This is a genomic window from Enterobacter sp. UNJFSC 003 (assembly GCF_036903355.1).
Taxonomy (GTDB): Bacteria; Pseudomonadota; Gammaproteobacteria; order Enterobacterales; family Enterobacteriaceae; genus Enterobacter.
Window position 1 is genome coordinate 580,874 of record NZ_JBAKHK010000001.1, and the last position, 21,763, is coordinate 602,636.

Annotated in this window: 24 protein-coding genes; 21 read left to right on the forward strand and 3 right to left on the reverse strand. The window is 57.3% G+C overall.

Annotated features, from left to right (window positions below):
• Positions 1 to 176 precede the first annotated feature (176 nt).
• The 13 genes from fliF (at position 177) to fliR (ending at position 10,605) form a co-directional block, all read left to right on the forward strand.
• Complete coding sequence (fliF, locus tag V5P19_RS02600) at positions 177 to 1,856, forward strand: flagellar basal-body MS-ring/collar protein FliF (protein WP_334399850.1); 1,680 nt, start codon at positions 177 to 179, stop codon at positions 1,854 to 1,856.
• The gene (gene fliG, locus V5P19_RS02605) at positions 1,856 to 2,842 is read left to right on the forward strand and encodes a flagellar motor switch protein FliG (protein ID WP_134348001.1); all 987 of its coding nucleotides are present in this window, start codon (positions 1,856 to 1,858) and stop codon (positions 2,840 to 2,842) included. Before fliF ends, fliG begins: the two co-directional genes overlap by 1 nt.
• A complete protein-coding gene (locus V5P19_RS02610) occupies positions 2,829 to 3,533 on the forward strand; it encodes a flagellar assembly protein FliH (RefSeq protein ID WP_334399853.1) in 705 nt (234 codons plus the stop codon). The genes fliG and V5P19_RS02610 overlap by 14 nt, the downstream gene beginning before the upstream one ends.
• Complete coding sequence (gene fliI, locus V5P19_RS02615; RefSeq protein ID WP_334399855.1) at positions 3,530 to 4,894, forward strand: flagellar protein export ATPase FliI; 1,365 nt, start codon at positions 3,530 to 3,532, stop codon at positions 4,892 to 4,894. The genes V5P19_RS02610 and fliI overlap by 4 nt, the downstream gene beginning before the upstream one ends.
• Before the next feature lie 12 nt (positions 4,895 to 4,906).
• Positions 4,907 to 5,356, forward strand: a complete 450-nt coding sequence (gene fliJ / locus V5P19_RS02620; protein ID WP_134348004.1) for a flagellar export protein FliJ — start codon at positions 4,907 to 4,909, stop codon at positions 5,354 to 5,356.
• The gene (locus V5P19_RS02625) at positions 5,353 to 6,423 is read left to right on the forward strand and encodes a flagellar hook-length control protein FliK (protein ID WP_334399858.1); all 1,071 of its coding nucleotides are present in this window, start codon (positions 5,353 to 5,355) and stop codon (positions 6,421 to 6,423) included. Before fliJ ends, V5P19_RS02625 begins: the two co-directional genes overlap by 4 nt.
• Positions 6,424 to 6,552: 129 nt before the next feature.
• Entirely contained in the window at positions 6,553 to 7,059 is a 507-nt protein-coding gene (locus tag V5P19_RS02630) for a flagellar basal body-associated FliL family protein (protein ID WP_334399860.1), read from the forward strand.
• A 5-nt stretch (positions 7,060 to 7,064) separates the two neighbouring features.
• Positions 7,065 to 8,057, forward strand: coding sequence for a flagellar motor switch protein FliM (fliM, locus tag V5P19_RS02635; protein ID WP_134348007.1), 993 nt, complete (start codon positions 7,065 to 7,067; stop codon positions 8,055 to 8,057).
• A 7-nt stretch (positions 8,058 to 8,064) separates the two neighbouring features.
• The gene (fliN, locus tag V5P19_RS02640) at positions 8,065 to 8,448 is read left to right on the forward strand and encodes a flagellar motor switch protein FliN (protein WP_046888408.1); all 384 of its coding nucleotides are present in this window, start codon (positions 8,065 to 8,067) and stop codon (positions 8,446 to 8,448) included.
• A complete protein-coding gene (gene fliO / locus V5P19_RS02645; protein WP_334399864.1) occupies positions 8,448 to 8,819 on the forward strand; it encodes a flagellar biosynthetic protein FliO in 372 nt (123 codons plus the stop codon). Before fliN ends, fliO begins: the two co-directional genes overlap by 1 nt.
• A 29-nt stretch (positions 8,820 to 8,848) precedes the next feature.
• On the forward strand, positions 8,849 to 9,547 hold the full coding sequence (fliP, locus tag V5P19_RS02650; protein ID WP_047024887.1) for a flagellar type III secretion system pore protein FliP: 699 nt from the start codon (positions 8,849 to 8,851) through the stop codon (positions 9,545 to 9,547).
• A 9-nt stretch (positions 9,548 to 9,556) separates the two neighbouring features.
• The gene (gene fliQ, locus V5P19_RS02655; RefSeq protein ID WP_134348009.1) at positions 9,557 to 9,826 is read left to right on the forward strand and encodes a flagellar biosynthesis protein FliQ; all 270 of its coding nucleotides are present in this window, start codon (positions 9,557 to 9,559) and stop codon (positions 9,824 to 9,826) included.
• Positions 9,826 to 10,605, forward strand: a complete 780-nt coding sequence (fliR, locus tag V5P19_RS02660) for a flagellar biosynthetic protein FliR (RefSeq protein ID WP_334399866.1) — start codon at positions 9,826 to 9,828, stop codon at positions 10,603 to 10,605. The genes fliQ and fliR overlap by 1 nt, the downstream gene beginning before the upstream one ends.
• Before the next feature lie 3 nt (positions 10,606 to 10,608).
• Here fliR and V5P19_RS02665 read toward each other — a convergent pair whose 3' ends face one another.
• Both V5P19_RS02665 and V5P19_RS02670 read right to left on the reverse strand, forming a co-directional pair.
• Positions 10,609 to 11,133: a hypothetical protein gene (locus V5P19_RS02665; protein WP_134348011.1), complete on the reverse strand. Its 525-nt coding sequence runs from the start codon at positions 11,131 to 11,133 to the stop codon at positions 10,609 to 10,611.
• Entirely contained in the window at positions 11,099 to 11,905 is an 807-nt protein-coding gene (locus V5P19_RS02670; protein ID WP_334399868.1) for a winged helix-turn-helix domain-containing protein, read from the reverse strand. The genes V5P19_RS02665 and V5P19_RS02670 overlap by 35 nt, the downstream gene beginning before the upstream one ends.
• A gap of 581 nt (positions 11,906 to 12,486) precedes the next feature.
• Between V5P19_RS02670 and V5P19_RS02675 the strand changes: the two genes are divergently transcribed.
• From V5P19_RS02675 to V5P19_RS02695, 5 genes are all read left to right on the forward strand, one after another.
• Complete coding sequence (locus V5P19_RS02675; protein ID WP_334399870.1) at positions 12,487 to 12,978, forward strand: DoxX family protein; 492 nt, start codon at positions 12,487 to 12,489, stop codon at positions 12,976 to 12,978.
• A gap of 113 nt (positions 12,979 to 13,091) precedes the next feature.
• Positions 13,092 to 14,255, forward strand: coding sequence for a methyl-accepting chemotaxis protein (locus V5P19_RS02680; RefSeq protein WP_334399872.1), 1,164 nt, complete (start codon positions 13,092 to 13,094; stop codon positions 14,253 to 14,255).
• Positions 14,256 to 14,351: 96 nt separating this feature from the next.
• Positions 14,352 to 14,768 carry a hypothetical protein gene (locus V5P19_RS02685; protein WP_320387191.1) on the forward strand — a complete coding sequence of 139 codons (417 nt, stop codon included), beginning with the start codon at positions 14,352 to 14,354 and terminating at the stop codon, positions 14,766 to 14,768.
• Positions 14,769 to 14,888: 120 nt separating this feature from the next.
• Positions 14,889 to 16,784 carry a methyl-accepting chemotaxis protein gene (locus V5P19_RS02690; protein WP_334399877.1) on the forward strand — a complete coding sequence of 632 codons (1,896 nt, stop codon included), beginning with the start codon at positions 14,889 to 14,891 and terminating at the stop codon, positions 16,782 to 16,784.
• A gap of 567 nt (positions 16,785 to 17,351) precedes the next feature.
• Positions 17,352 to 17,492: a hypothetical protein gene (locus V5P19_RS02695; protein WP_334399879.1), complete on the forward strand. Its 141-nt coding sequence runs from the start codon at positions 17,352 to 17,354 to the stop codon at positions 17,490 to 17,492.
• Positions 17,493 to 17,646: 154 nt separating this feature from the next.
• Here the strand turns inward: V5P19_RS02695 and V5P19_RS02700 are convergent, their stop codons facing one another.
• Entirely contained in the window at positions 17,647 to 19,179 is a 1,533-nt protein-coding gene (locus V5P19_RS02700) for a flagellin (RefSeq protein WP_334399881.1), read from the reverse strand.
• Positions 19,180 to 19,479: 300 nt separating this feature from the next.
• Here V5P19_RS02700 and fliD point away from each other — a divergent pair, with 300 nt between their 5' ends.
• From fliD to V5P19_RS02715, 3 genes are all read left to right on the forward strand, one after another.
• Entirely contained in the window at positions 19,480 to 20,961 is a 1,482-nt protein-coding gene (fliD, locus tag V5P19_RS02705) for a flagellar filament capping protein FliD (protein ID WP_334399883.1), read from the forward strand.
• A 64-nt stretch (positions 20,962 to 21,025) separates the two neighbouring features.
• The gene (fliS, locus tag V5P19_RS02710; RefSeq protein WP_334399885.1) at positions 21,026 to 21,433 is read left to right on the forward strand and encodes a flagellar export chaperone FliS; all 408 of its coding nucleotides are present in this window, start codon (positions 21,026 to 21,028) and stop codon (positions 21,431 to 21,433) included.
• Entirely contained in the window at positions 21,426 to 21,746 is a 321-nt protein-coding gene (locus V5P19_RS02715) for a flagellar protein FliT (protein ID WP_334399887.1), read from the forward strand. Before fliS ends, V5P19_RS02715 begins: the two co-directional genes overlap by 8 nt.
• Positions 21,747 to 21,763 lie beyond the last annotated feature (17 nt).

Consider the following 21,763-nt stretch of genomic DNA (forward strand, 5'->3'; position numbering starts at 1 on the left):
GAAAATCCAATAAGCCGACAGAACTTTGAGCTTATTTATCCTTAAAAAAAACGCCTTTCAGACGATAATGCCCGCCTGAAAAATTCTTATATTTTTGAAATCGTCGACATCACTCTCGCGAATTTCGTGAGCTGACGCGCATCGCTGATGCGTGCTATTTCATACAGGAATACGGCATGAGTGCCACACTAAATGAGTTAACCAACAATCCGGCAGAGCGAATTAAATCGATGCTGTCCTCACTTCGCGGCAGCCCGAAGCTTTTGCTGGTGATTTGCGGCGCTGCGGCGCTATCCGTCATCATCGCGCTAATGTTCTGGGCAAAGGAGCCGGATTACCGGGTGCTGTTCAGTAATATCAGTGATGAAGAAGGCGGCGCCATCGTGGCGCAGCTGTCTCAGCTCAACGTCCCTTACCGTATTGATACGCCGGGCGGCGCGATCATGGTGCCGGGCTCGCAGGTGCATGAGGTGCGCATGAAGCTGGCCCAGCAGGGGCTGCCGAAGGGCGGCTCGGTGGGCTTTGAACTGCTCGATCGGGAGAAGTTTGGCGTCAGCCAGTTCACCGAGCAGGTGAACTACCAGCGCGCACTCGAAGGCGAGCTGGCGCGCACCATTGAAAATCTCGGCCCGATCCAAAGCGCGCGCGTGCATCTGGCCACGCCGAAACCGTCGATGTTTGTTCGCGAACAGAAGAAACCGACCGCGTCCGTCACCGTTAACCTGCTGCAGGGCCGCACCCTGGATGACAGCCAGGTGGTGGCCATCACTCATCTTATCTCCAGCGCGGTGACCGGGCTGGCGGCAGAGAGCGTGACCATTGTCGATCAGCGCGGCAACCTGCTCACCCAGAGCGGGATGCGCGGCCTGCAGACGGCGCACCTGAAATACACCAATGAAATCGAGAGCGACTACCAGCAGCGCATCCAGCGCATTCTCGCCCCGCTGGTGGGGGACGAAAACATCCGCGCTCAGGTCACCGCGCAGATGGATTTCACCGAGCAGGAGCAGACCCTGGAGCAGTACCAGCCGAACAGCGACCCTGAAAAAATGGCGATCCGCAGCCGTCAGTCAAGTCTGGCCGAGCAGGGTAATCGCCGTGGCGCGGGCGGCGTGCCGGGTGCGTTGAGCAACACGCCACCGGCACCGGCCACCGCGCCGCTGACCCAGCCGCTCAATACCCCAGCGGATGACAAAAAAGAGAAAACCACCGGCAGCAGCGCCAGCCGTGAGACGGCGCAGCCGTATAACAACCGCAGTGATGAGACCACCAACTTTGAGGTGGATCGCACCCTGACCCACACCAAATCCAATGCCGGACGCATCCAGCGCCTGTCGGTCGCGGTGGTGATCAACCACCTGCCGCAGGGGGAAGAGGGCAAACCGGGGCCGATTAGCGAGGCCGAGCTGACCCGCATTAACGCGCTGGTCAAAGAGGCGATTGGCTACAACGCCAGCCGTGGTGACAGCGTCAACATCCTCAACTCCGCCTTTAACGGCGTAGTGGAAGAACCGATTCCGCCGTTCTGGGAGCAGGATCGTTTCTACGCGCTGTTAATGGCTATCGCCCGCTATCTGGTCATCGCCATTATCGCCTGGGTGATGTGGCGCAAGCTGGTGCAGCCCGCCTGGATCCGCCATCAGGAGACCACTATCCGTCGTCTGGAGATGGAAAAAGAGGCGCGCGAAGAACAAATTGCTGCGAAAAAACGTGCAGCGGAGAAAAACAACCGCGACCGTGCGCAACAGCGAGTGGATACGGAACTCAATGGTCAACAGCTGCGTGAGCTGGCAGAGCAGGAGCCGCGCGTTATCGCCCTGGTGATCCGCCAGTGGATGAGTAAGGAGCCGAAATAATGAATGCCTCAGATAAAAGCGCCATCGTCATGCTGACGCTGGGAGATGTCCTGGCGGCGGAGGTGTTCAAGCACCTCAACGCCCACGAGGTGAAGCAGATCAGTGCCTCAATGGTCAACATGGCGGGCTTTACTCACGACCAGATGGCAATGGTGCTGGAGGAGTTTAAGAAAGACTCCAGCGAATACGCGGCGCTCAGCCTCAATACCAACGACTACCTGCGCAGCGTGCTGGTCAAGGCGCTGGGTGAAGAGCGTGCTTCCTCGCTGCTGGAAGATCTGCTGGATACCCATCAGGGCACCAACGGCATCGAAACGCTCAACTTTATGGAGCCACAGTCGGTCTTCGATCTTATCCGTGAGGAGCATCCGCAGATCATCGCCACCATCCTGGTCCACCTTAAGCGTAACCAGGCGGCGGATGTGCTGGGCAAATTCGACGATCGCGAACGTAACGACATTATGCTGCGTATCGCCACTTTCGGCGGCGTACAGCCTGCCGCGCTGCAGGAGCTGACGGAAGTGCTGAACAACCTGCTGCACGGTCAGAACCTCAAGCGCAGCAAGATGGGCGGCGTCCGTCCGGCAGCCGAGATCCTCAACCTGATGAAATCGCACCAGGAAGAGGCGGCCATCGAGGCGGTACGCGAGTTCGACGGCGAGCTGGCGCAGAAGATCATCGACGAGATGTTCCTGTTCGAAAACCTGGTGGAAGTGGAAGACAGAAGCATCCAGCGTCTGCTGCAGGAGATCGAGAGCGAGACGCTGATCATCGCGCTGAAAGGGGCCGACGAGCCGCTGCGCATGAAGTTCTTCCGCAACATGTCCCGTCGTCAGGCGGAGCTGATGACCGACGATCTGGCCTCCCGTGGCCCGGTGCGTCTGTCGCAGGTCGAAGCCGAGCAGAAAAACATTCTCAACGTGGTGCGTCGCCTGGCCGAGGCCGGCGAGATCCTGATTGGAGGCAGCGACGATGCCTACGTTTGATGATAACAACGCCCGCGAGTGGCGGAGCTGGCAACCTGAAAATCTGCTGGGTGAACCGCTGGACACCCCGCTGCCCACGCTGGACAACACCCAGTCTGAGACTCAACTGAAAGCTGAACTGGCGCGTCTGCGCAAGCAGGCGGAACAGCAGGGGTTTGCCCAGGGGCAACAGCAGGGCCAGGAAGAGGGCCGCAAACAGGGCTATGAGGCGGGGCTGAAAGAGGGTCGCGACGCCGGTTTTGCCCAGGGCCTCGAGCAGGCGCGCGTTGAACAACAGGCATTGTTGCGCGAGGCCGAGCTGTGGGTCAGCAACTTTAAGCTGGCGCTGGAAAACCTCGAAGGGCTGATCCCGGCCCGTCTGGTGCAGTTGTCCCTGACGGCGGTGCAGCAGCTCTACGGCACCTCCCGCATCGCAGATAACCATGCTCTGGTGACGCAGATCCGCAGCCTGATGCAGCAGGATGCCCTGCTGCACGGCACCATCCAGCTGTATGTCAGCCCGGACGCGTTTGACGTCGTGCAGGCGGCGCTGGGCGAGACGCTTGCCGCGATGGGCTGGGAGCTGCATCGCGACACCAGCCTGGCCGCCGGGGGCTGCCGGGTGGTCTCCCCGGATGTGGAGGTGGACGCCAGCATGGAAACCCGCTGGCAGGCGCTCTGCCAGCTGGCGCGCGAGGAGCTCTCGCAATGAGCCAGCAGCTAAAAACGTGGCTCTCGGCCCTCGACCGGGTGGAAGAGAAACTCACTCAGGTGCCCGATTTTCGCCAGTACGGCAAGCTGACGCGCGCCACCGGTCTGGTGATGGAAGCCGTGGGGCTGAAGCTGCCGATCGGCGCGCTGTGTATCGTTGAGCGCCAGACGGAACAGGGGATTATCCCGGTTGAGAGCGAAGTGGTGGGCTTTAACGGCCAGACGCTGTTCCTGATGCCGCTGGAACACGTCGACGGCATTCTGCCGGGGGCGCGTATTTATGCCCTGCAACGCGACAGCCACGCCGGTAAACAGCTGCCCGTTGGCCCGCACCTGCTGGGCCGGGTGCTGGATGCGCAGGGCCGTCCGCTGGATGGCCGCCCCGCGCCGGGGAAACCGGCGGCAGGGCTGTTTACTCCAACGCTTAATCCGCTGCACCGCGACCCGATCAAAAACGTTCTCGACGTTGGCGTGCGCGCCATCAACGGCCTGCTGACGGTAGGGCGCGGGCAGCGTATGGGCCTGTTCGCCGGTTCCGGCGTCGGCAAAAGCGTGCTGCTCGGCATGATGGCCCGTTTTACCACCGCTGACGTCATCGTGGTGGGGCTGATTGGCGAGCGTGGCCGCGAGGTGAAAGATTTTATCGAGAATATCCTCGGCGAACAGGGGCTGGCGCGGGCGGTGGTGGTTGCCGCCCCGGCTGACGTTTCGCCGATTTTGCGTATGCAGGGGGCCGTTTACGCGACGCGCATCGCGGAAGATTTTCGCGAGCGCGGCCTCAACGTGCTGCTGATCATGGACTCCCTGACGCGTTACGCCATGGCGCAGCGTGAAGTGGCGCTTGCCATTGGCGAACCGCCCGCGACCAAAGGCTATCCGCCGTCGGTCTTTGCCCGCCTGCCCGCGCTGGTCGAACGCACCGGTAACGGCGTAAAAGGGGGCGGTTCAATCACCGCGTTTTATACCGTGCTCACCGAAGGGGACGATCAGCAGGATCCGATTGCCGACTCCGCGCGAGCGATCCTCGACGGCCATATCGTGCTGTCGCGTCGTCTTGCCGAGGCGGGGCACTATCCGGCTATCGATATTGAAGCCTCGATCAGCCGCGCCATGACCGAGCTTATCCCGCATGCCCAGTACCGCAAGGTACAACGTTTTAAACAGCTGCTTTCCGCGTATCAGCGCAACCGCGATCTGGTCAGCGTGGGCGCGTACGTCAAAGGCAGCGACGCGATGCTGGATCAGGCTATCGACACATACCCGTCGCTGGAGGCGTTCCTCCACCAGGCGATCCACGAGCGCAGCGGCTATGACGACGCCGTTCGCGCCCTGTCCGGGCTCTTCCCGGATATCAAGGACTAATCCGGAGGCGCGATGAATGTGAAAAACCCCATGACGCTGCTGCGCGATATGGCGCAAGAGACGCTGACGGAAACCACCCGCGCGCTGGGCGGTGCGCAGCAGCAGCTCCAGCAGGCAATGACTCAGCACGAACAGCTGCAGCACTACGAGCAGGAGTACCAGCAGTCCCTGCGTCAGGGGATGATGGGCGGCGGCATGTCGGTGGCGGATCTGGTCAATCACCAGTCGTTTATTTTGTCGCTGAAGCAGGTCGTGAAGCAGCAGGAAGGCCACGTTAACGCCTGCGAAAAGGCGGTAGACCAGGTGAAGCAGAACTGGGTGCAGAACAAGCAGCGCCTGAACGCGTTTGAAACCCTGATCGAACGCCGGACGACGGCGCAGGCGCTGGTTGAAAGCCGACATGAACAAAAGCTGATGGATGAATTTGCTCAGCGCGCCGGACAAAAGAGAGAAAGGCTATGAACATTGATATTGCCGCCCTGTTACTGGGCAGCGGAGCGCAGGGCAAACCGAAGGCCGGGTTGCTCTCAGACGAAGGCTTCAGCCTGGCGCTGGATGACAAGCTGGCTGAACTGGCGCAGCTTTTCCCGGGGCTTGACCCCCAGGCGCTGGCTGCACTGCCGGAAGCCGCGCTGGCGGGGGCGGGCTTGCCCGCGGATTTATTGCCTGAACAGCTGACCGGAGACGTACCCGCAGCGGAGGCTAACGATATGCTGCTGACGGCAACGCCGGGGCTGGCAGAGGCCCTGAAAGGGGGGGCACTCACCGACGGTGAGGGTGAGGAGAGCCCGCAGTGGCAGCTGCAGCAGCTGGTGACCCGCAGCGTCACGGGGTCAGAGCCGGTTAAGCCTGCGAATGGCGTAGTGGGCGGCAAAACCCCTGTGCAGGAGGGCAAAACCGTTTCTCCCCTGATGGCCGCCGCCGATAACACGCCTGCGGCAAATACCGCCCCGCTGATGGCGCAGCCCGCAGTACCGGTGAGTAGTGAGGCGATAGTCACGGCAGAGATGTCCGCGACCTCATCGGTGAGCGCCGTGGCGCTGTCGGCCGCCGTGCGCGCCAGCGTGGCGCATGCACCGCAGCAGGTTGTCACCGTCAACCATCCGCCGGAAACGCCGGAGTGGAAGCAGTCGGTCAGCCAGCATATCGCCCTCTTTAGCCGTAACGGGCTGCACAGCGCGGAGATCCGCCTGCATCCGGAAGAGCTGGGGTCGCTGCAGATCTCCCTGCGCATGCAGCAGGATCAGGCGCAGATCCATATCGTCAGCGAACATGCCCACATTCGTCACGCCATGGAGCAGGCCATGCCGCAGCTGCGCGCCGCGATGGCGGAATCAGGTATTCAGCTCGGCCAGGCGAACGTAAGCGCGGAAGGGCAGCCGTTCGCCGCCGGTGAGCAGGGCCAGAACGCATCGGGGGATGAGCACGGCGCACAGGAAGGGGAAGAGCCGTTGGTTGAAGAGGAGATCGTGCCGACTTTATTAACCACCACTCCCGGAAATATATACGGAATTAATACCTTTGCCTGAAGGAGTGAATTAGCTTCAGGAATGAAATTTTATCGCCTGATTATCAGGATGATTATATGGACTACAATGTCCGCCATATTGACCCGAGGGTAGTACGCTGCCCTCTCTTATTTATCAGGTGTACGTTCAATGAGTAATAAAAATAAAAAGGTCGCCAGCGGCGGAGGTTCTCGCTCGCTTCTGATGACGTTCATGTTTTTGACTGCCGTTGCGGCGTGCGGCGTTTCCGGCTACCTGTTCTGGGAAATGAAATTCGCAAAACCGGCGCAGGAAGCGGTTGAAGGCGATGCGAGCGCAGCACCTGCGCCCGTGCAAGTCGAGCCGCTATACGCCTCGATGAATACCTTTACCGTGAGCCTGAAGCCGACGGCGAACGAATCGGATCGGGTATTGTACCTGGGGTTGTCTATTCGCCTGGCTGAACAGCAATCGCTGGCCGTACTGGAAAAATATTTGCCGGAATATCGCAGCCGCTTATTTATGTTACTCACCCATCAGACGTATGAAGATTTAGCCACCGATGAGGGCAAACGCCGCCTGATTACCAATATTCAGAATGAGCTGGATAAACCGCTGGCGTTTAACCAGTCCATTCGCGTCACTGACGTCCTTATTAACGAATTTATTCTGCGGTAATTATTATGGCTGACAGCTTTTTATCTCAGGATGAGATCGACCGGTTGCTCAACGCGGATGCGGACAGCAGCAGCGATCTGCATAACACCCGGCCCGATGCAGGGATAAAACCCTACGATCCGCATACCCAGCGCCGGGTCATTCGCGAGCGTCTGCATTCGCTGGAAATTATTAACGAACGCTTTGCCCGTCAGTTCCGTATGGGGCTGTTTAACCTGCTGCGCCGTAGCCCGGACATTACGGCGGGGAACATTAAGATCCAGCCGTATCACGAGTTTGCCCGCAACCTGCCGGTGCCGACAAACCTGAACCTGCTGCACCTTAACCCGCTGCGCGGTACGTCGCTGATGGCGTTCTCGCCGGGGCTGGTGTTTATGGCCGTGGATAACCTGTTCGGCGGCGACGGTCGTTTCCCGACCAAGGCCGACGGTCGCGAGTTTACGCCCACCGAGCAGCGCGTGATCCACCGCATGCTGTCGATGGCGCGTGAGGCGTACGAATTTGCCTGGAGTTCTATCTATAAAATCAAAACGGAGTACATCCGCTCTGAAATCCAGGTGAAGTTTACCAACATCACCTCGTCGCCAAACGATGTGGTGGTCACCACGCCGTTTTCGGTGGAGATCGGTTCGCACCGCGGGGAGTTCAACATCTGTATTCCCTTCAGCACCATCGAACCGCTGCGCGAGCTGCTGAGTAACCCGCCAATGGACAACTCCCGTCAGGAAGATACCCAGTGGCGCGGCCTGCTGGCAAGCCAGATGCGGGAAACGGAGCTGGAGCTTGCGGCACGTTTCGCGGATATCGGCACCCGGCTCTCAAGCGTCATGCAGATGAAAAAAGGCGACATTATCGCGCTGGATAAGCAGGAGTTTATCGAAGCCAGCGTGGGTGGTGTGCCGGTCTTCACGGCCAAATACGGTGCCGTGAACAATCAATATGCCCTGAAGGTCGAGCAGATGATTCAGCCTTCATTACTTTCATTAAACAAGGAGTAATTTCCCCATGAGCGATATGAACACCTCATCGGGTTCTGACGATCAGTCCATCGATAATCTTTGGGGTGATGCCATGACCGAACAGCACGCGGCGGGAATTACCGACACCATGGCTGCACCACAATTTTCTGACGAGATGAACCTGATCCTGGATATCCCGGTAAAAATGACCGTGGAGCTGGGACGCACAAAAATGACCATCAAAGAGCTGCTGCGCTTGAGCCAGGGCTCGGTGGTGTCGCTGGACGGTCTGGCGGGTGAACCGCTGGATATCCTGATCAACGGTTACCTGATTGCGCAGGGCGAAGTCGTGGTGGTATCCGATAAATTCGGCATCCGCATTACGGATATCATCACCCCGTCTGAGCGCATGCATCGCCTGAGCCGCTGATGAACGCCACTAACTCCCTCCCGGCCACCGGCTCGGTGCTGATGACGGTCAGCGGCGCGCTGGCCCTGATTATTCTGCTGATGGTGGTGATGGCCTGGGCCGCCCGCCGCAGCGGGCTGGCGCGTCGGCTCAACGACGCCCAGGGCAACATGTCCGTGGTCGCAACCCAGTCGCTCGGGCCGCGCGAGCGTCTAGTACTGGTTGACGTGGGCGAGCAGCGTCTGGTGCTGGGCGTCACCGCCTCGCAGATTACCTGCCTCGCCACGCAGGCGCGCCCGGAAAATGCCCCGCAGACCTCCGCGCCCGCGGCGACCTTTCCGCTGATGCTGGAAAAGCTGCGTCAGAAATACCGTCCGGGAGGTGAGCAGTGAACCGTCGTCTGCTGTTGGCGCTCGGCCTGATGCTGCCCGCCGCCGGTGCGCTGGCGGCCAACGGTGACATCACCCTCGGCCAGCCTTCCGGAGAAGGCGGCTGGACGCTGCCGGTACAAACCCTGCTGCTGTTGAGCGGCTTTACCTTTATCCCCGCCGTGCTGCTGATGATGACCGGGTTTACCCGCATCATCATTGTGCTGGGGCTGATGCGTAACGCGCTGGGCACGCCTACCGCGCCGCCAAACCAGGTGCTGGTGGGGCTGTCGCTATTTTTGACCTTTTTTGTCATGTCTCCGGTGTTCAGCCAGATCTACGAAAAAGCCTGGCAGCCGCTGCAGGAAAACAAAATCACCATGGAGGTGGCGCTCACCGAAGGGGTGAAACCGCTGCGTGCGTTCATGCTTGACCAGACGCGCGAAAGCGATCTGGCGATGTTCGCCCGTATCGCGAAGACGCCGGATATCGCCTCGCCGGAAGAGGTGCCGCTCAGCATTCTGGTGCCGGCATTCATCACCAGCGAGCTGAAAACCGCGTTCCAGATTGGCTTCACTATCTTTATCCCGTTCCTGATTATCGATCTGGTGGTCGCCAGCATTCTGATGGCGCTGGGGATGATGATGGTTCCGCCGACCACCATTGCGCTGCCGTTCAAGCTGATGCTGTTTGTGCTGGTGGATGGCTGGCAGCTGCTGGTGGGATCGCTGGCGCAGAGCTTTTACAGTTAGGAGAGACCCATGACCCCTGAAAGCGTTATGGTGATTGGCATGCAGGCGATTAAAGTGGGGCTGATGGTATCCGGCCCGCTGCTGGTGGTCGCGCTGGTCACCGGTCTTATCATCAGTATTTTGCAGGCTGCCACCCAGGTCAACGAAATGACCATGACCTTCATCCCGAAAATCCTGATGATTGTCGGCGTCGCGGTGGCGCTTGGCCCGTGGATGATGAAAATCTTTATTGAATACACCCGCGCGGTGTTCGCCAGCATTCCCTACGTGATCGGCTGATGGCCTTTGGAATTCCTCTCGACCAGCTCTACGGGCTGGTCAGCCACTATTTTTTCAATATGGTGCGCATTGCCGCGCTGCTGCACGTTGCCCCTGTATTTGGCGAGAAGGCCGTCAACACCCGGCTGCGTGCCTGCCTGGCGCTGCTGACGGCGATCCTGATCGGCGGCACGCTGCCCGAAACGCAGGTGGGGCTTTACTCCTGGGAAGGGGTCTGGGTGCTGGCCAAACAGGTGATTATCGGTGCGGCGATGGGGCTGACGCTGCAATTGCTGTTTGCCGCCGTGCGCATGGCCGGTGAGATCATCGGTATGCAGATGGGGCTGTCGTTCGCCACCTTCTTTGACCCCGGTGCCGGGAACAGCCCGGTGATCTCGCGTTTTCTCAACCTGCTGGTGACGCTGCTGTTCCTCGCCTTTAACGGCCATCTCTGGCTGCTGGCCGTGCTGGCGGACACCTTCCAGACGCTGCCGGTTGACGCCACGCCGCTGCATACGGGAGGGTTTATGTACCTGGTCACCCATGCGGGGATTATCTTCAGCCAGGGGCTGATGCTGGGGCTGCCGATTATTGCCCTGCTGCTGTGCATCAACTTTATCCTCGGGCTGTTAAACCGCCTGACACCGCAGCTCTCCATCTTCGTGATTGGCTTCCCGCTGACGCTGACCTTCGGCATGCTGGCGCTGTTCCTGATTGCCGAAACGCTGGCCCCGTTCTTTGAGCACCTGATGGCCACCGGGTTTGACCTGCTTGCCGGGCTGATTCAGGCGCTGGTGTAACCGTCAGTTCATGCAGGCAATACGGGCGACGGTTTCCGTGCCGGTGGCCAGTACTTTGTCGTCCAGCAGGTAGACGGTGCTGGTGCCCACTTCCCCCGGTTTGATTTGCGGGAAGATATAGTCGGTCACATCTTGATCCGTGGTCTGGCCGCCGAGCTTGCGGTGCTGGCTGGTGACGGTCAGATGGATCCGCTTGCCCGACACATCCACATCGTAGCGCACTTCACGGTTGACGGGCTTGGGCAGCCCGTCGCGCTTGCCATCTTTGAAGTGGCTGATGCTGCCGATATAGGTGGTATGCCCCTTGAACAAGCCGTCACGGTAAGAGCGATAAATGCCGCGTGCCAGCGTCGCGTTGTTGTCGTCCTCAATCACGTAGTAGGACGTGGGCGCGATGCACTGCGAGGCGTACGCGGAGGTTTTAAACCCGTACAGCGCCATACCGCCCAGCCCGGCAACCATCCCGCCCAGAAACAGCAGGGTGAGCGGGGATTTAATAAAGGCGAAAATAGAACGATTCGCAGTCATTCCCTGAATCCTTAAAGGGTTGTTGGCAGGCAATAAGCCCCTGAAACTGGCTCATTTTTTCCGAGCCGGTGGTGACGTAAAGTACCGCTGCTGGCGTTTCTTTGGGACGCCTGTCCAGCACGTGACGGGTATAGGTTTGCAGCGTGGACTCAATCAGAGCATTTTGTGACTGCTTATCTTGCTGAACCATCACCTGGGTGCCGGGCGGCACGCCGGGGCCGTTCCAGCGCACAAAGTGGACCGGCTGTGGGCTAAAGTCGATCACGCCGCGTGCCAGGAGCGCCAGTACCAGCCCCACCAGCAGACCGCTGGAAAGGGCAACCAGCTTCTGCTTTAGCCCGGCACGCGGTCGGGGTGGGGCGCTCGCCACGGAAGGTGCCGCTACAGGCGGCGAAACAGGGGGCGTATCCTCCGGCGGTCCAACAGCGGGCAAGGGCTCACTGCTTGTCTCCCGCACCAGCAGACGATAGCCGCTGCGCGTCACGGCGATAAGCGTGATGGCTTCCTGCTGGTCCAGTTGAGCAAACGCGCGGCGCAGCTTGGTAATCATGACCCGGACGCTGTTGTCGGTGACTTCCACCCCGGCGCTACGCCAGCCGATCTCCATCAGCTGTTCCTGGGAAAGAACCTCTCCCTGCGCCTCTGCCAGCGCGGTGAGGCACAGGCACGCGCTTTGGGGAAGGGTAACGGTCTCTTGCGTATCCGTCCGGGCAAGTTCTCGGGTCTGCAAATCCAGCGTTAGTGACGTTCCAATCGCGATATGGTTTAGCATAGTTATTTGATTCTTCTGGTGTAATGGGCATCGCTTCTGGCTATTGTAATTAATAGTAATGAATGCATGTTATTGCTAGCCGGAGGCCAGAGCGACATGCTTTTTATGTCTTACGTCATATTTTTGCAACCACTTCGTAATAACAGCCTTAACGCGATTAAGGTTATTAATTGGAGTGTTATTAACCGTATTAAAAGTGGTGCTTAAAGAGGTTTGGCTTTAATCATATTAAAACCAAATACTTGCAATTTTGACGGTGCAAACGGGCCATCTGCAGCATTGATAATGAGACGCTGTTATTATTTTGAATTAACTATTTTTAATCTGTTTATTTTTATTAATTATGCATGGGGTGGGGGTGGGAGCGGTTGATAACGAGGTCAGCGAATTTATACTGAGTAAAGACAGGTTATTGAATTTATTATACCCGTCATACTTCAAGTTGCATGTGCGTTGGCTGCAGTCGTTCACCCCAGTCACTTACTTATGTAAGCTCCTGGGGATTCACTTCTTTGCCGCCTTCCTGCAACTCGAATTATTTAGGGTATACACAGCATTAATTTTCTTTACAAGGATGACTGATGTTTTCTCTGAAGCGTTTTATGCAAACGTCCGATCTGCCCGCCATGTTTCCCGTATTGATCTGCCGTCTGGTGGTGGGGGTATTTTTCTTTACCGCGGGGTTTAATAAATTATTCGTTCCCGAAAACCAGCTGCTGATGGTGGATACCCTGCACGACGCGGGGATCCCGTTCCCGGCCGTGATGGCGGTGGTGGTCGCATTCCTGGAATGCAGCATGGGGCTGCTGTTGACCCTGGGGTTATTCAGTCGCTTTAGCGCGCTGATACTGATGATTATCAGCACCGTGGCGCTGGTCACCATGGGTATTTACACCATTCCGCGCGGACTGAATCTGATTGCATGGATGAGCTGGCTCTTTTATCTGCCCGAGACGCTCTATATGGTGCTGTGCCTGTTTCCTGTCACCTGGGGCGGCACGCTGTGCAGCCTCGACGGCTGGCTGGTTAAGCGCTGGGACAACGTGCGCAAGATTGTTTTTATTGAGCGTTAACAGAAGTGCGCGGTTATCAACGGTTTGAAGAGCATATTTCCTGACGCCTGCATAATAAAATAGCCCTGTAGAGGCAGCGTCGTGCTGCCGTTAAAAGAACAGGCGCTGATGTCATGGTTTTTATTGTCATACTGGTCGTTATTTTTATTACTCTGGTTATTCTTGTGCAGGCTGGCGTCATGCCGTGGTTTATTCGCACCGAGGGGCAGCGTCTGCGCACGCAGGTTGATGCCCTGGCAACCCAATTACGTGAGCAACTCGACAGGGTTGAAGCGCAGCAGCGCTCAATGACCGAAAGTGTGGTCACCCTGAAAAGCTTTGCGCTGGATAAAAGTGCCCCCGGTGATACCGATATCGCCGAAGAGACGGGTACCAGCCGTCAATTCTTCAATTCACTGGTCAAAGAGATCGGCGAGCGCCTTGGCGGGCGCGCCTGGATGGTGGATGACACCGGGCGCATCATCGGCGATGCCGCCGGTGCGCCGACGGTGCAATCTCTCAACGACGCCAGCCTGCCGATGGCGGTACCGCTGCGCGCGCTGCTGGCAGAGTCCGGGGAAGGGATGCGCCATACCCGCTTTCGCAGCGCCAGCGGCGAGCACTCGCTGGTGGTGACGCCGATCGCTGAGACGCCGTGGCTGCTGGCCATTGATGTGCCCACCCGCCGGATGGGCGAACGCCCCGGCATCCTCCTGCATAAGCCGTGGCCGCTGGCCGCCTTGCTGCTGGTCTCCACCCTGACGCTGCTGCGCAGCCTCAACCTGCACCTTTCACGCCTCAATGAAGAGCTGCCGTCGCAGCTGAAAACCGAGCTGGGCGCACCTTTGCCGCCGCTGATGCAGGAGATTGGCGAGCTGGTGAGCGTGATCGCGTGGGCTGCCAGCACCATTGCTGAGGAAAATGAGCGTCTGCTGCGGGTACCTGAAGCGAACGGTAATCTCCTCGCCATGCTGAGCGAAAGCACCGCGGGCGTGGTTCAGGCGATGAACGGCCTGCACGATGCCGCGCTGCAGATTGCCGACAGCAGCGGCACGCTGGTGCAGCTGGCCAGCCGCGCCTACAGCTATTCGCTGCATAACGAAGAGGGGATTTTTGCCGTGGAGTCGCGCAATCTGGCGAGCCGCTGTGCGCGCTCCTCAAAAGAGCTTCGCGCGCTGATTGACGACGCGATGATGCAGGCGCAAAACGGCGCACCGTCGGTGACGCAGAATAACAGCGTGCTGATTGAAGAGGTGTATACGGTGGCGAATACGTTACTTCAGCGGGTGAAGGGGTAACCGGGTGACGATGCCTGGAGGCCTAATGAAAGTCTGATAGCGACGACAGGCATTGTTTGCTTAACTGGATCAGGACGTTACAAAAAGGACTCTGATATGAAATATGGGTTAATGCTTTTAGCTGTATCGACACTCGCCGCCTGCCAGTCACCGTCCACCCCGCAGAAAACGGATCGCGTTACGCTTACGCAGTGCAATGATTACACCGTTACTCTGCTGCCAGCCAGCGCCCCCAACCGGCAGGCCCAAATCTGGGTGAATGACAAACAGTTTGTCAGTGAAGAGCGCCGGGAAATTCCACGCAATGAATATATGCCCTTTCACACCTATCTATACGGCTCGGATACGCCTTCAGTAGAAGCGAAGCCTTACAACATCGCGGCGCTGACGGCCGCACCCGAAGGCGTCACGCTGCTGCGCTATCTCGACAGCACGGAAGTGAGCAGGGAGAAATGCGATATTACGGAAGAGGCGTTAAAAGCGGTGCTGCACGATAAGTCAACGCCTTATTAAGCGTCGGTTACCCTGAACAGGGGACAAAAGCGTCCCCTTTTCGAACCTGTATTAAATTTCATTTTCAACGCAAATCACCGATGAATACTCTGACAACGTTTAATTTCAGAGTGTACCCTTATGTTTAAATCCACGCAAAGTAGAGTGGTATTGCTGGTTTCTGCTTTCTTTTTATTGCTTATTTTAACCACCCTTTGGGTGGTCACGCGTTTCGTTGCACCGCAGCTGCTAAAAGCAGAGTATCAGCGCGTGCATTATCAGATTGGCGAGGAGGCGGCAGCCATTACGCAGCAAATGTCGCGGGTACAGGCGCAGCAGCGCAGCCTGACGGAAACCGTGCCTCTGCTTAACAGCCCTGACATTGACAGCCTGCTTCCGGCGTTCATCAACCAGAACGGTGACCTCAACCTGTTTGGCGGCGGCGTATGGCCATTGCCGGGCATGCGTGAGCCGGGGGTGGATAAACACAGCACCTTTTATGCCCGGGACCGCAAGGGCATGCTGCGCCCGAACACTACCTGGAATGCCCCTGATGCGCCAGCGTACTGGCAGGAATCATGGTTCAAGGCCGGGACGCGCGCGCAAAAAGGGCAATGCGTCTGGGCTGAAGCCTATATCGATGCCGCCAGTGCGCAGCCGAGGACCAACTGTGCCATGCCGATTTACCGCAACGGCCAGCTATGGGGCGTGGCGACGCTTGATGTAACCCTGGGCTTCTTTAATCAGCTGGCGCGCAAAATGGCGAAACCCATTGAGGGCGGGGTACTGATTGTTGAGGCCAACGGTAAAATCATTGGCTACAGCCGTGCCTCAGCAGAGACTCCCCCGCTTAAAAACATCAGTGCGCTACCCGGACATGAAATCGCGCTGTTGCAGGAGATGCTGACCGAGGCAAAGGATACGCCACTTGAGCGGACCTATCGCGCAGAAGACGGTGAACACACCATCTTCCTCTATCCCATTAAAGGCAGCCCGTGGTTTGTGGCAACCGATACCAAAAGCAGCCTGCTGAGTAAACAGACCCGCGACATCCTGACCCGTCTGGGTCTGGTTCAGATCCCGCTGTTGCTGCTTCTGGGGGTGGTGCTTGTTCTGACCATCCGCGCCGTAATGCGCAATCTCGATATCGTCAGCCAACGTCTTGCTATGCTCTCTGCGGGCGGAGCCGATTTGACCCGTCGCCTTCCTGAGAACAGCAGTCAGGAGCTGAACGCCATCGCCCGAAATGTGAACGCCTTTATGAGCTATCTGCAGGGGCTGTTGCAGCAGGTTGGGGCGAGCACCCGCACCATTGCGTCGGCCTCTCATCAGATTGCCGAGGGCAACGTGTCGCTTTCGTCACGCACTGAAGAGCAATCCGCCTCGCTGACCCAGACCGCGGCCTCAATGGAAGAGATTGCGGGCATTGTGGCGAATAACGCGGACAACGCGGAAAACGCCGACAGTCTGGCGACCGAAGCCGCGGCGGTGGCGCAGCGCGGGGCAGGGCTGATGAATTCGGCGGTGGATAAAATGCGCCATATTGAGTCCTCCTCCCTGCGCGTCGCCGAGATCGTCGGGGTGATCGACGGGATTGCCTACCAGACCAACATTCTGGCGCTGAACGCGGCGGTGGAAGCGGCGCGAGCAGGTGAGCAGGGGCGCGGGTTTGCCGTGGTGGCGACGGAAGTGCGCAACCTGGCGCTGCGGACGTCCAGCTCGGCGAAAGAGATCCGTGGGCTGATCAACGACGCGGTGGTCGGCGTGCAGGACGGCAGCCGTCTGGTGCAGGATGCCGGGAAGACCATGAACACGCTGGTGGATTCCGTCAGTAAAGTCTCTGGCCTGATGGAGCAGGTTAAAACCGCCAGCCGGGAACAGAGCGTCGGTATCACGCAGGTGAACGTGGCGGTGTGCCAGCTTGAAGGGGCGACCCAGCAGAATGCGTCGCTGGTGGCGGAAGTGTCGTCGGCAGCCAAAGCGATGGAAGAGCAGGCGCAAGAGCTGGAAAGTGTCGTGAACCGGTTTAAAGTGTGAGCATGTCACCTGGGGTGAGGGCATCAGGCCGCCGTGCAGCCTAATCGCCCGGTGGCGCTTCGCTTACCGGGCCTACGGGCTGGGTGTTCTCCCTCTCCCTTTGGGAGAGGGCTAGGGTGAGGGGGAACAGACGGCCGTGAGCGTGGCAGAGCGGCTCCATCGCCACCATCCCGGCGTAAATCTGGAAGACGCCTCGCAATCACACAAGTAACCCGATGTAATTCAGGGTTTACCCTGTTGTTTGTTTTTATCCCATCGTAAAGTGCCCGCGTTTCGGCAATATCCGCAACCGGGCGTGAGAACCTGAAAATACAAGACAATCCCGGAGCAACCTTTTGGTTTGTTCACTTGTTTTTCGGTTCTCATCTCCCTGGAGGCTTTTCTATGACTATTCTGTCCACTCTCTCTGACGCATCCCACGCGAGCTTTACCGAACAGCTTATCGCCTTACCCTTCCGGCCTCTGCCGATCTTTTTGACGTGGCCGAACTCTGCGCCGCATTTGCCGGCATGCTGGTGGAAACCGATGAGGTGAGCGAGCGCAATGCACTCTGCGGGCGCTTGCTGCATGCCGGACTGCTGGCAGGACACGCTTACGCCGGCTACCTATGCGCAAGCCCTGACACAGGCGATACTGGGAAATACCCTGCCGCAGGGCGTGAACCGCGCGCTGGCGGAGTTTGTGAAGGAGCCTTACCTGCCGTCTTAAAACCCTTGCCGGGTGGCGGCTTCGCCTGACCCGGCCTACGTTTCGCTGCGCTGCCGGGCAATGTTTATTGTGCACAAAACAAAAAAGCCCTCCGACAGGGAGGGCAAACCGCGCGTGAGGCACGCGCGTAATAATATTGAGGTGGTAAAGCAGATTAACGCAGCAGGGACAGTACGTTCTGCGGAACCTGGTTGGCCTGGGCCAGTACGGACACACCTGCCTGCTGCAGGATGTTCGCGCGGCTCATGGCAGACACTTCCACGGAGAAGTCAGCGTCCTGAATACGGGAGCGCGCTTCGGTGGTGTTGATGATGTTGGTGTTAAGGTTCGCAACGATGGAGCTGAAGCGGTTCTGGACGGCACCGAGGTCGGCACGGAAATCTGCCACGGTAGTCAGGGCATCATCCAGTCGCTCCAGCAGATCTTCAGAAGCGAGACGGCTGGATTCTTTAGCAATTTGATCAGCATCAGCATTTCGAGCATCGTCAACACTGCCCGTAGTCACTGACCCATCAGCTTCCAGTTCGAATACTTTGACTTCGCCCGCTTTGTTGATGGCATAGAAAGTATTTGGATCAGCGCCTTCAACAGAGAACATGCGCATGCCGGAGGTTGCAATGTCCTCACCAAACACGTCAGTTGAAATGGCTTCCAGCATGTCCTTATCAAGAGTAATGGCAGCGCCATTTGAATTAATAGTATCACCGGCTTTAACGCGCGTGGCGGTACCCAGCTTCGTCGGACCATTCAGCAGCATGTCGGTATCAGCGGCATTTAGCACGTCACCTGCAGTAATGGCATCTTTTACAATTTCCTTATTCGGGGCAGTGCCAGTAACCTGGAAGGTAATATCGACTTCCTGCGCCTCGCCGGTCACGCTGTTTGCCACAAAGAAACGCGTCAGACCTGTATCTTTGTCTTCGTATGAAAGGACCTGTTTATCCCCAACATCACCGGTCACTCCTGTCGCCTTAGTGATCATCTCAGTACGATCAGCGGCGATCAATTTATAATTCTTAGAAGCAACATCTGGATCATTAACGCCGATTTTATCGGCACTAAATTCAGTATTATCCGGTGCGTCGGTTCCCTTACCTTCAAACTGGCTCGCTGCTGTAATACCTGCGCCATTCACCGTAATACCAATACCTGCGAAGTCGGCCATGAACTCGTCCAGGCCCAGGGTTTCCATGTCCAGCTTGCTCAGTTTGATGTCGATGGTGTCTGCGTCTTTATCACCGATCTGAATGGTGATTTTCTCTTTCGAACCGTCAAAGACTTTCACGCCGTTGAAGTTGGTGGTTTCGGCTACACGACCAATCTCTTCCAGACGGGTGCCGATCTCTTTCTTGATGGAGTCGAGGTCGCTGGCAGAGTTGGTGCCGTTTTTCGCCTGTACGGTCAGCTCACGGATACGCTGCATGTTTTCGGTCACTTCTTCCAGCGCGCCTTCGGTGGTCTGCGCGAGGGAGATACCGTCGTTGGCGTTACGTGCCGCCTGCGTCATACCACGGATAGAGGAGGTGAAGCGGTTGGAAATTGCCAGACCTGCCGCATCGTCCTTCGCGCTGTTAATACGCATACCGGAAGAGAGACGCTGAATAGCGGTGCCCAGCTGAGTCTGAGATTTGTTCAGGTTGTTCTGCGCCATCAGGCTCAGCGCGTTGGTATTAATGACCTGTGCCATTGTTATTTCCTTCTAAGTAATAACGGTAATATGAAATATGCGTTCGTTGTTGCGCATACTTCTTTCATCGGGGGGAATAAAAAAGACTGAATTATTTTTTCAGGTTTTTTATTAATGGTGAGAAATGGCTTCATGTTTGGCGCTAATTATTTAAATGGATAAAGCTAATGGCATAATAAGCGGGCAAAACTGTTTTTATCGGCAGGTCACATTGTTGCGCTGATAATGAAAAATTAAACTTCCTTCTCTATTACCCGATGGAAAGAGTGTGAGCTATTTCATTTCTGGAGGAACATTATTATGGCTGCAACAAACTTTTTAGGCGTTGGCTCCGGGCTGCCGTTTGACCAATGGCTGGCGGACGAACGCAAGGGCATTACCCAAAAGCTGAACCCGTACCTGCAAAAGCAGTCGAGCTATAAAGGGCAAATCTCCGCATGGGGGTCGATCTCCAGTTCGCTGAGCACCCTGAAAGACAATCTTGGCAAGCTGGAAGACGAAGGGTTTAATGGTGTCAGCGTCAGTGAGAACAAAACGTTCAAGGCGACGGCGGGGAAAGGCGCGATCCCGAACAGCTACTCTGTTGCGGTTAAACAGCTGGCGAAAGCGCATCAGCTTGCGGTAGAAAATAGTACGCGCGATAAACCCATCGGTAACAGCGCTGCGAAAGTGACCATCACCCTGAAAGAGGGTGAAAAACCGCTGGAGGTAAATTTAGCGAAAGATGAAACCTCCCTCGATCAAATTGCTAAAAAGATCAACGAGCAGAAAGGCGATGTGGTTGCGGAAGTGATGACCATTGAGGACGGTAAGCATAAGCTGGTGCTGACCTCGAAAAAAACCGGTGATGCCGGGGAAATGACAATCAAAGTCACAGGTAATGCGGCACTGGAAAGTAAGATGACCGCTGCTATGGCTACGCCAGAAACGGAGCCGAAAAATGCCATCATTTTACTTAACGGCAAGGAAGTCACGCGCAGTTCTAACACCATCAGCGATTTAATCACCGGCGTAACGCTGGAGCTGCGTGAAGTCTCAGAAATCGATGACAAAGACCCGGCGAAACCGATATACAAAGAAGAATCCCTCACCATCACCGAAGATACCTCAAAGGTGAAAACGCTGATTGAAGAGTTCGTGAAGAACTACAACAGCTACCTCACCACCGTTGCCGGCGCGACCAAATATACTGCACCCGATCGCAACAGCAACTCTGAAGCCCTGCCTCAGCCCGACCCGTCTAACGGCGCGCTGTTTACCGACGGCTCGCTGCGCCGTCTGACCAGCCAGCTTAAAGCCACCGTCACCGGCAGCTACCCGGAAGTAAACGAGGTGCTGCAGTCGCTCGGCAGCCTCGGTATTACCGTAACGTTTGACGGCAAAACTGGGGACGATCGTACCGGCACGCTGGGAACCCTCACCATCGACAATAAAAAGCTCGATGCCGCCCTGAAGGACAACGTGAAAGAGGTTGAGGCGCTGTTCCTCGGTAAAGGGGGCAAAGAAGGGATTAAAGACCGCATGGAAGGGATCTTTAACACCTATCTTGGCGATAAAGACTCGATCGATAACAAAGAGGGAACCATTGAAAACACGCTGGAATCCCTGCGCGACCAGGAAAAACGCGTCGCGAAGCAGATCACCGCGATGGAAACACGCATTGAAGAGGCCATGCTGCGCAGGGAAAAAGAGTACCAGCGCGTGGATAAGGCGATGAGTGATATGGCCAGCATCAGTAACCGACTGCAGCAATCGCTGCTGGAACTGTCAAAAAGCATGTAGTCCGTATCACTTCATTTCTAAAACTTACATACCCGGGCGGCAGATCGCCCGGCAGGATTTAACGATGTACACCAAAACGGGCAACAGTGCCTACACCGCTGTCTCTCTGGACAGCCAGATAAACGGCGCCACGCCGCACCAGCTGATTGTGCTGCTGTATGACGGGGCGATTAACGCCATGAAGCGCGCGGATATCTACTTTCAGTCCGGCAATATCGCCCGCCGAGGCGAGATGATCTCCCGCGCCATCAATATTATCGACAACGGCCTGCGCGCCGGGCTGGATCACGAGAAGGGCGGGAAAATCGCTGAAGAGCTGGAGAGCCTGTACGAGTATATTTCGCGCGCGCTGCTGGAGGCGAATCTCAACAAATCCGGCGACAAGCTGCCGCATCTGATCGCATTGATGACTGGGATGCTGGAAACCTGGCAGGCCATCGCGCCCCAGCACAAGCAGGTGAAACATGGATAAGAACGTGATGGCGCTGATTGAAGAGTTGTTCATCAGCAACGCGAAGCTGCGACAGCAGGCCGGGGCCGGCGAATGGGATGTGTTTCTTGACGAGTCCGTGGCCTATACCATGGGGATGAGAACGCTGTGCGACATCGATTTAACCCAGCTGGCCCGGCACAATAAAACGCTGGTAAGCGACCAGTTGGCGCAGCTGCTGAAGCACGATGCCATTCTGACCCGCGCCATTCAGGGGCGTTTGACCACCATCAGCACTGAACTCTCCGCCATGCGCAAAACCAGCAGCGTGGCAAAAGCCTATACGGCGGTTTAATTCCCCCCCTCCCTGAT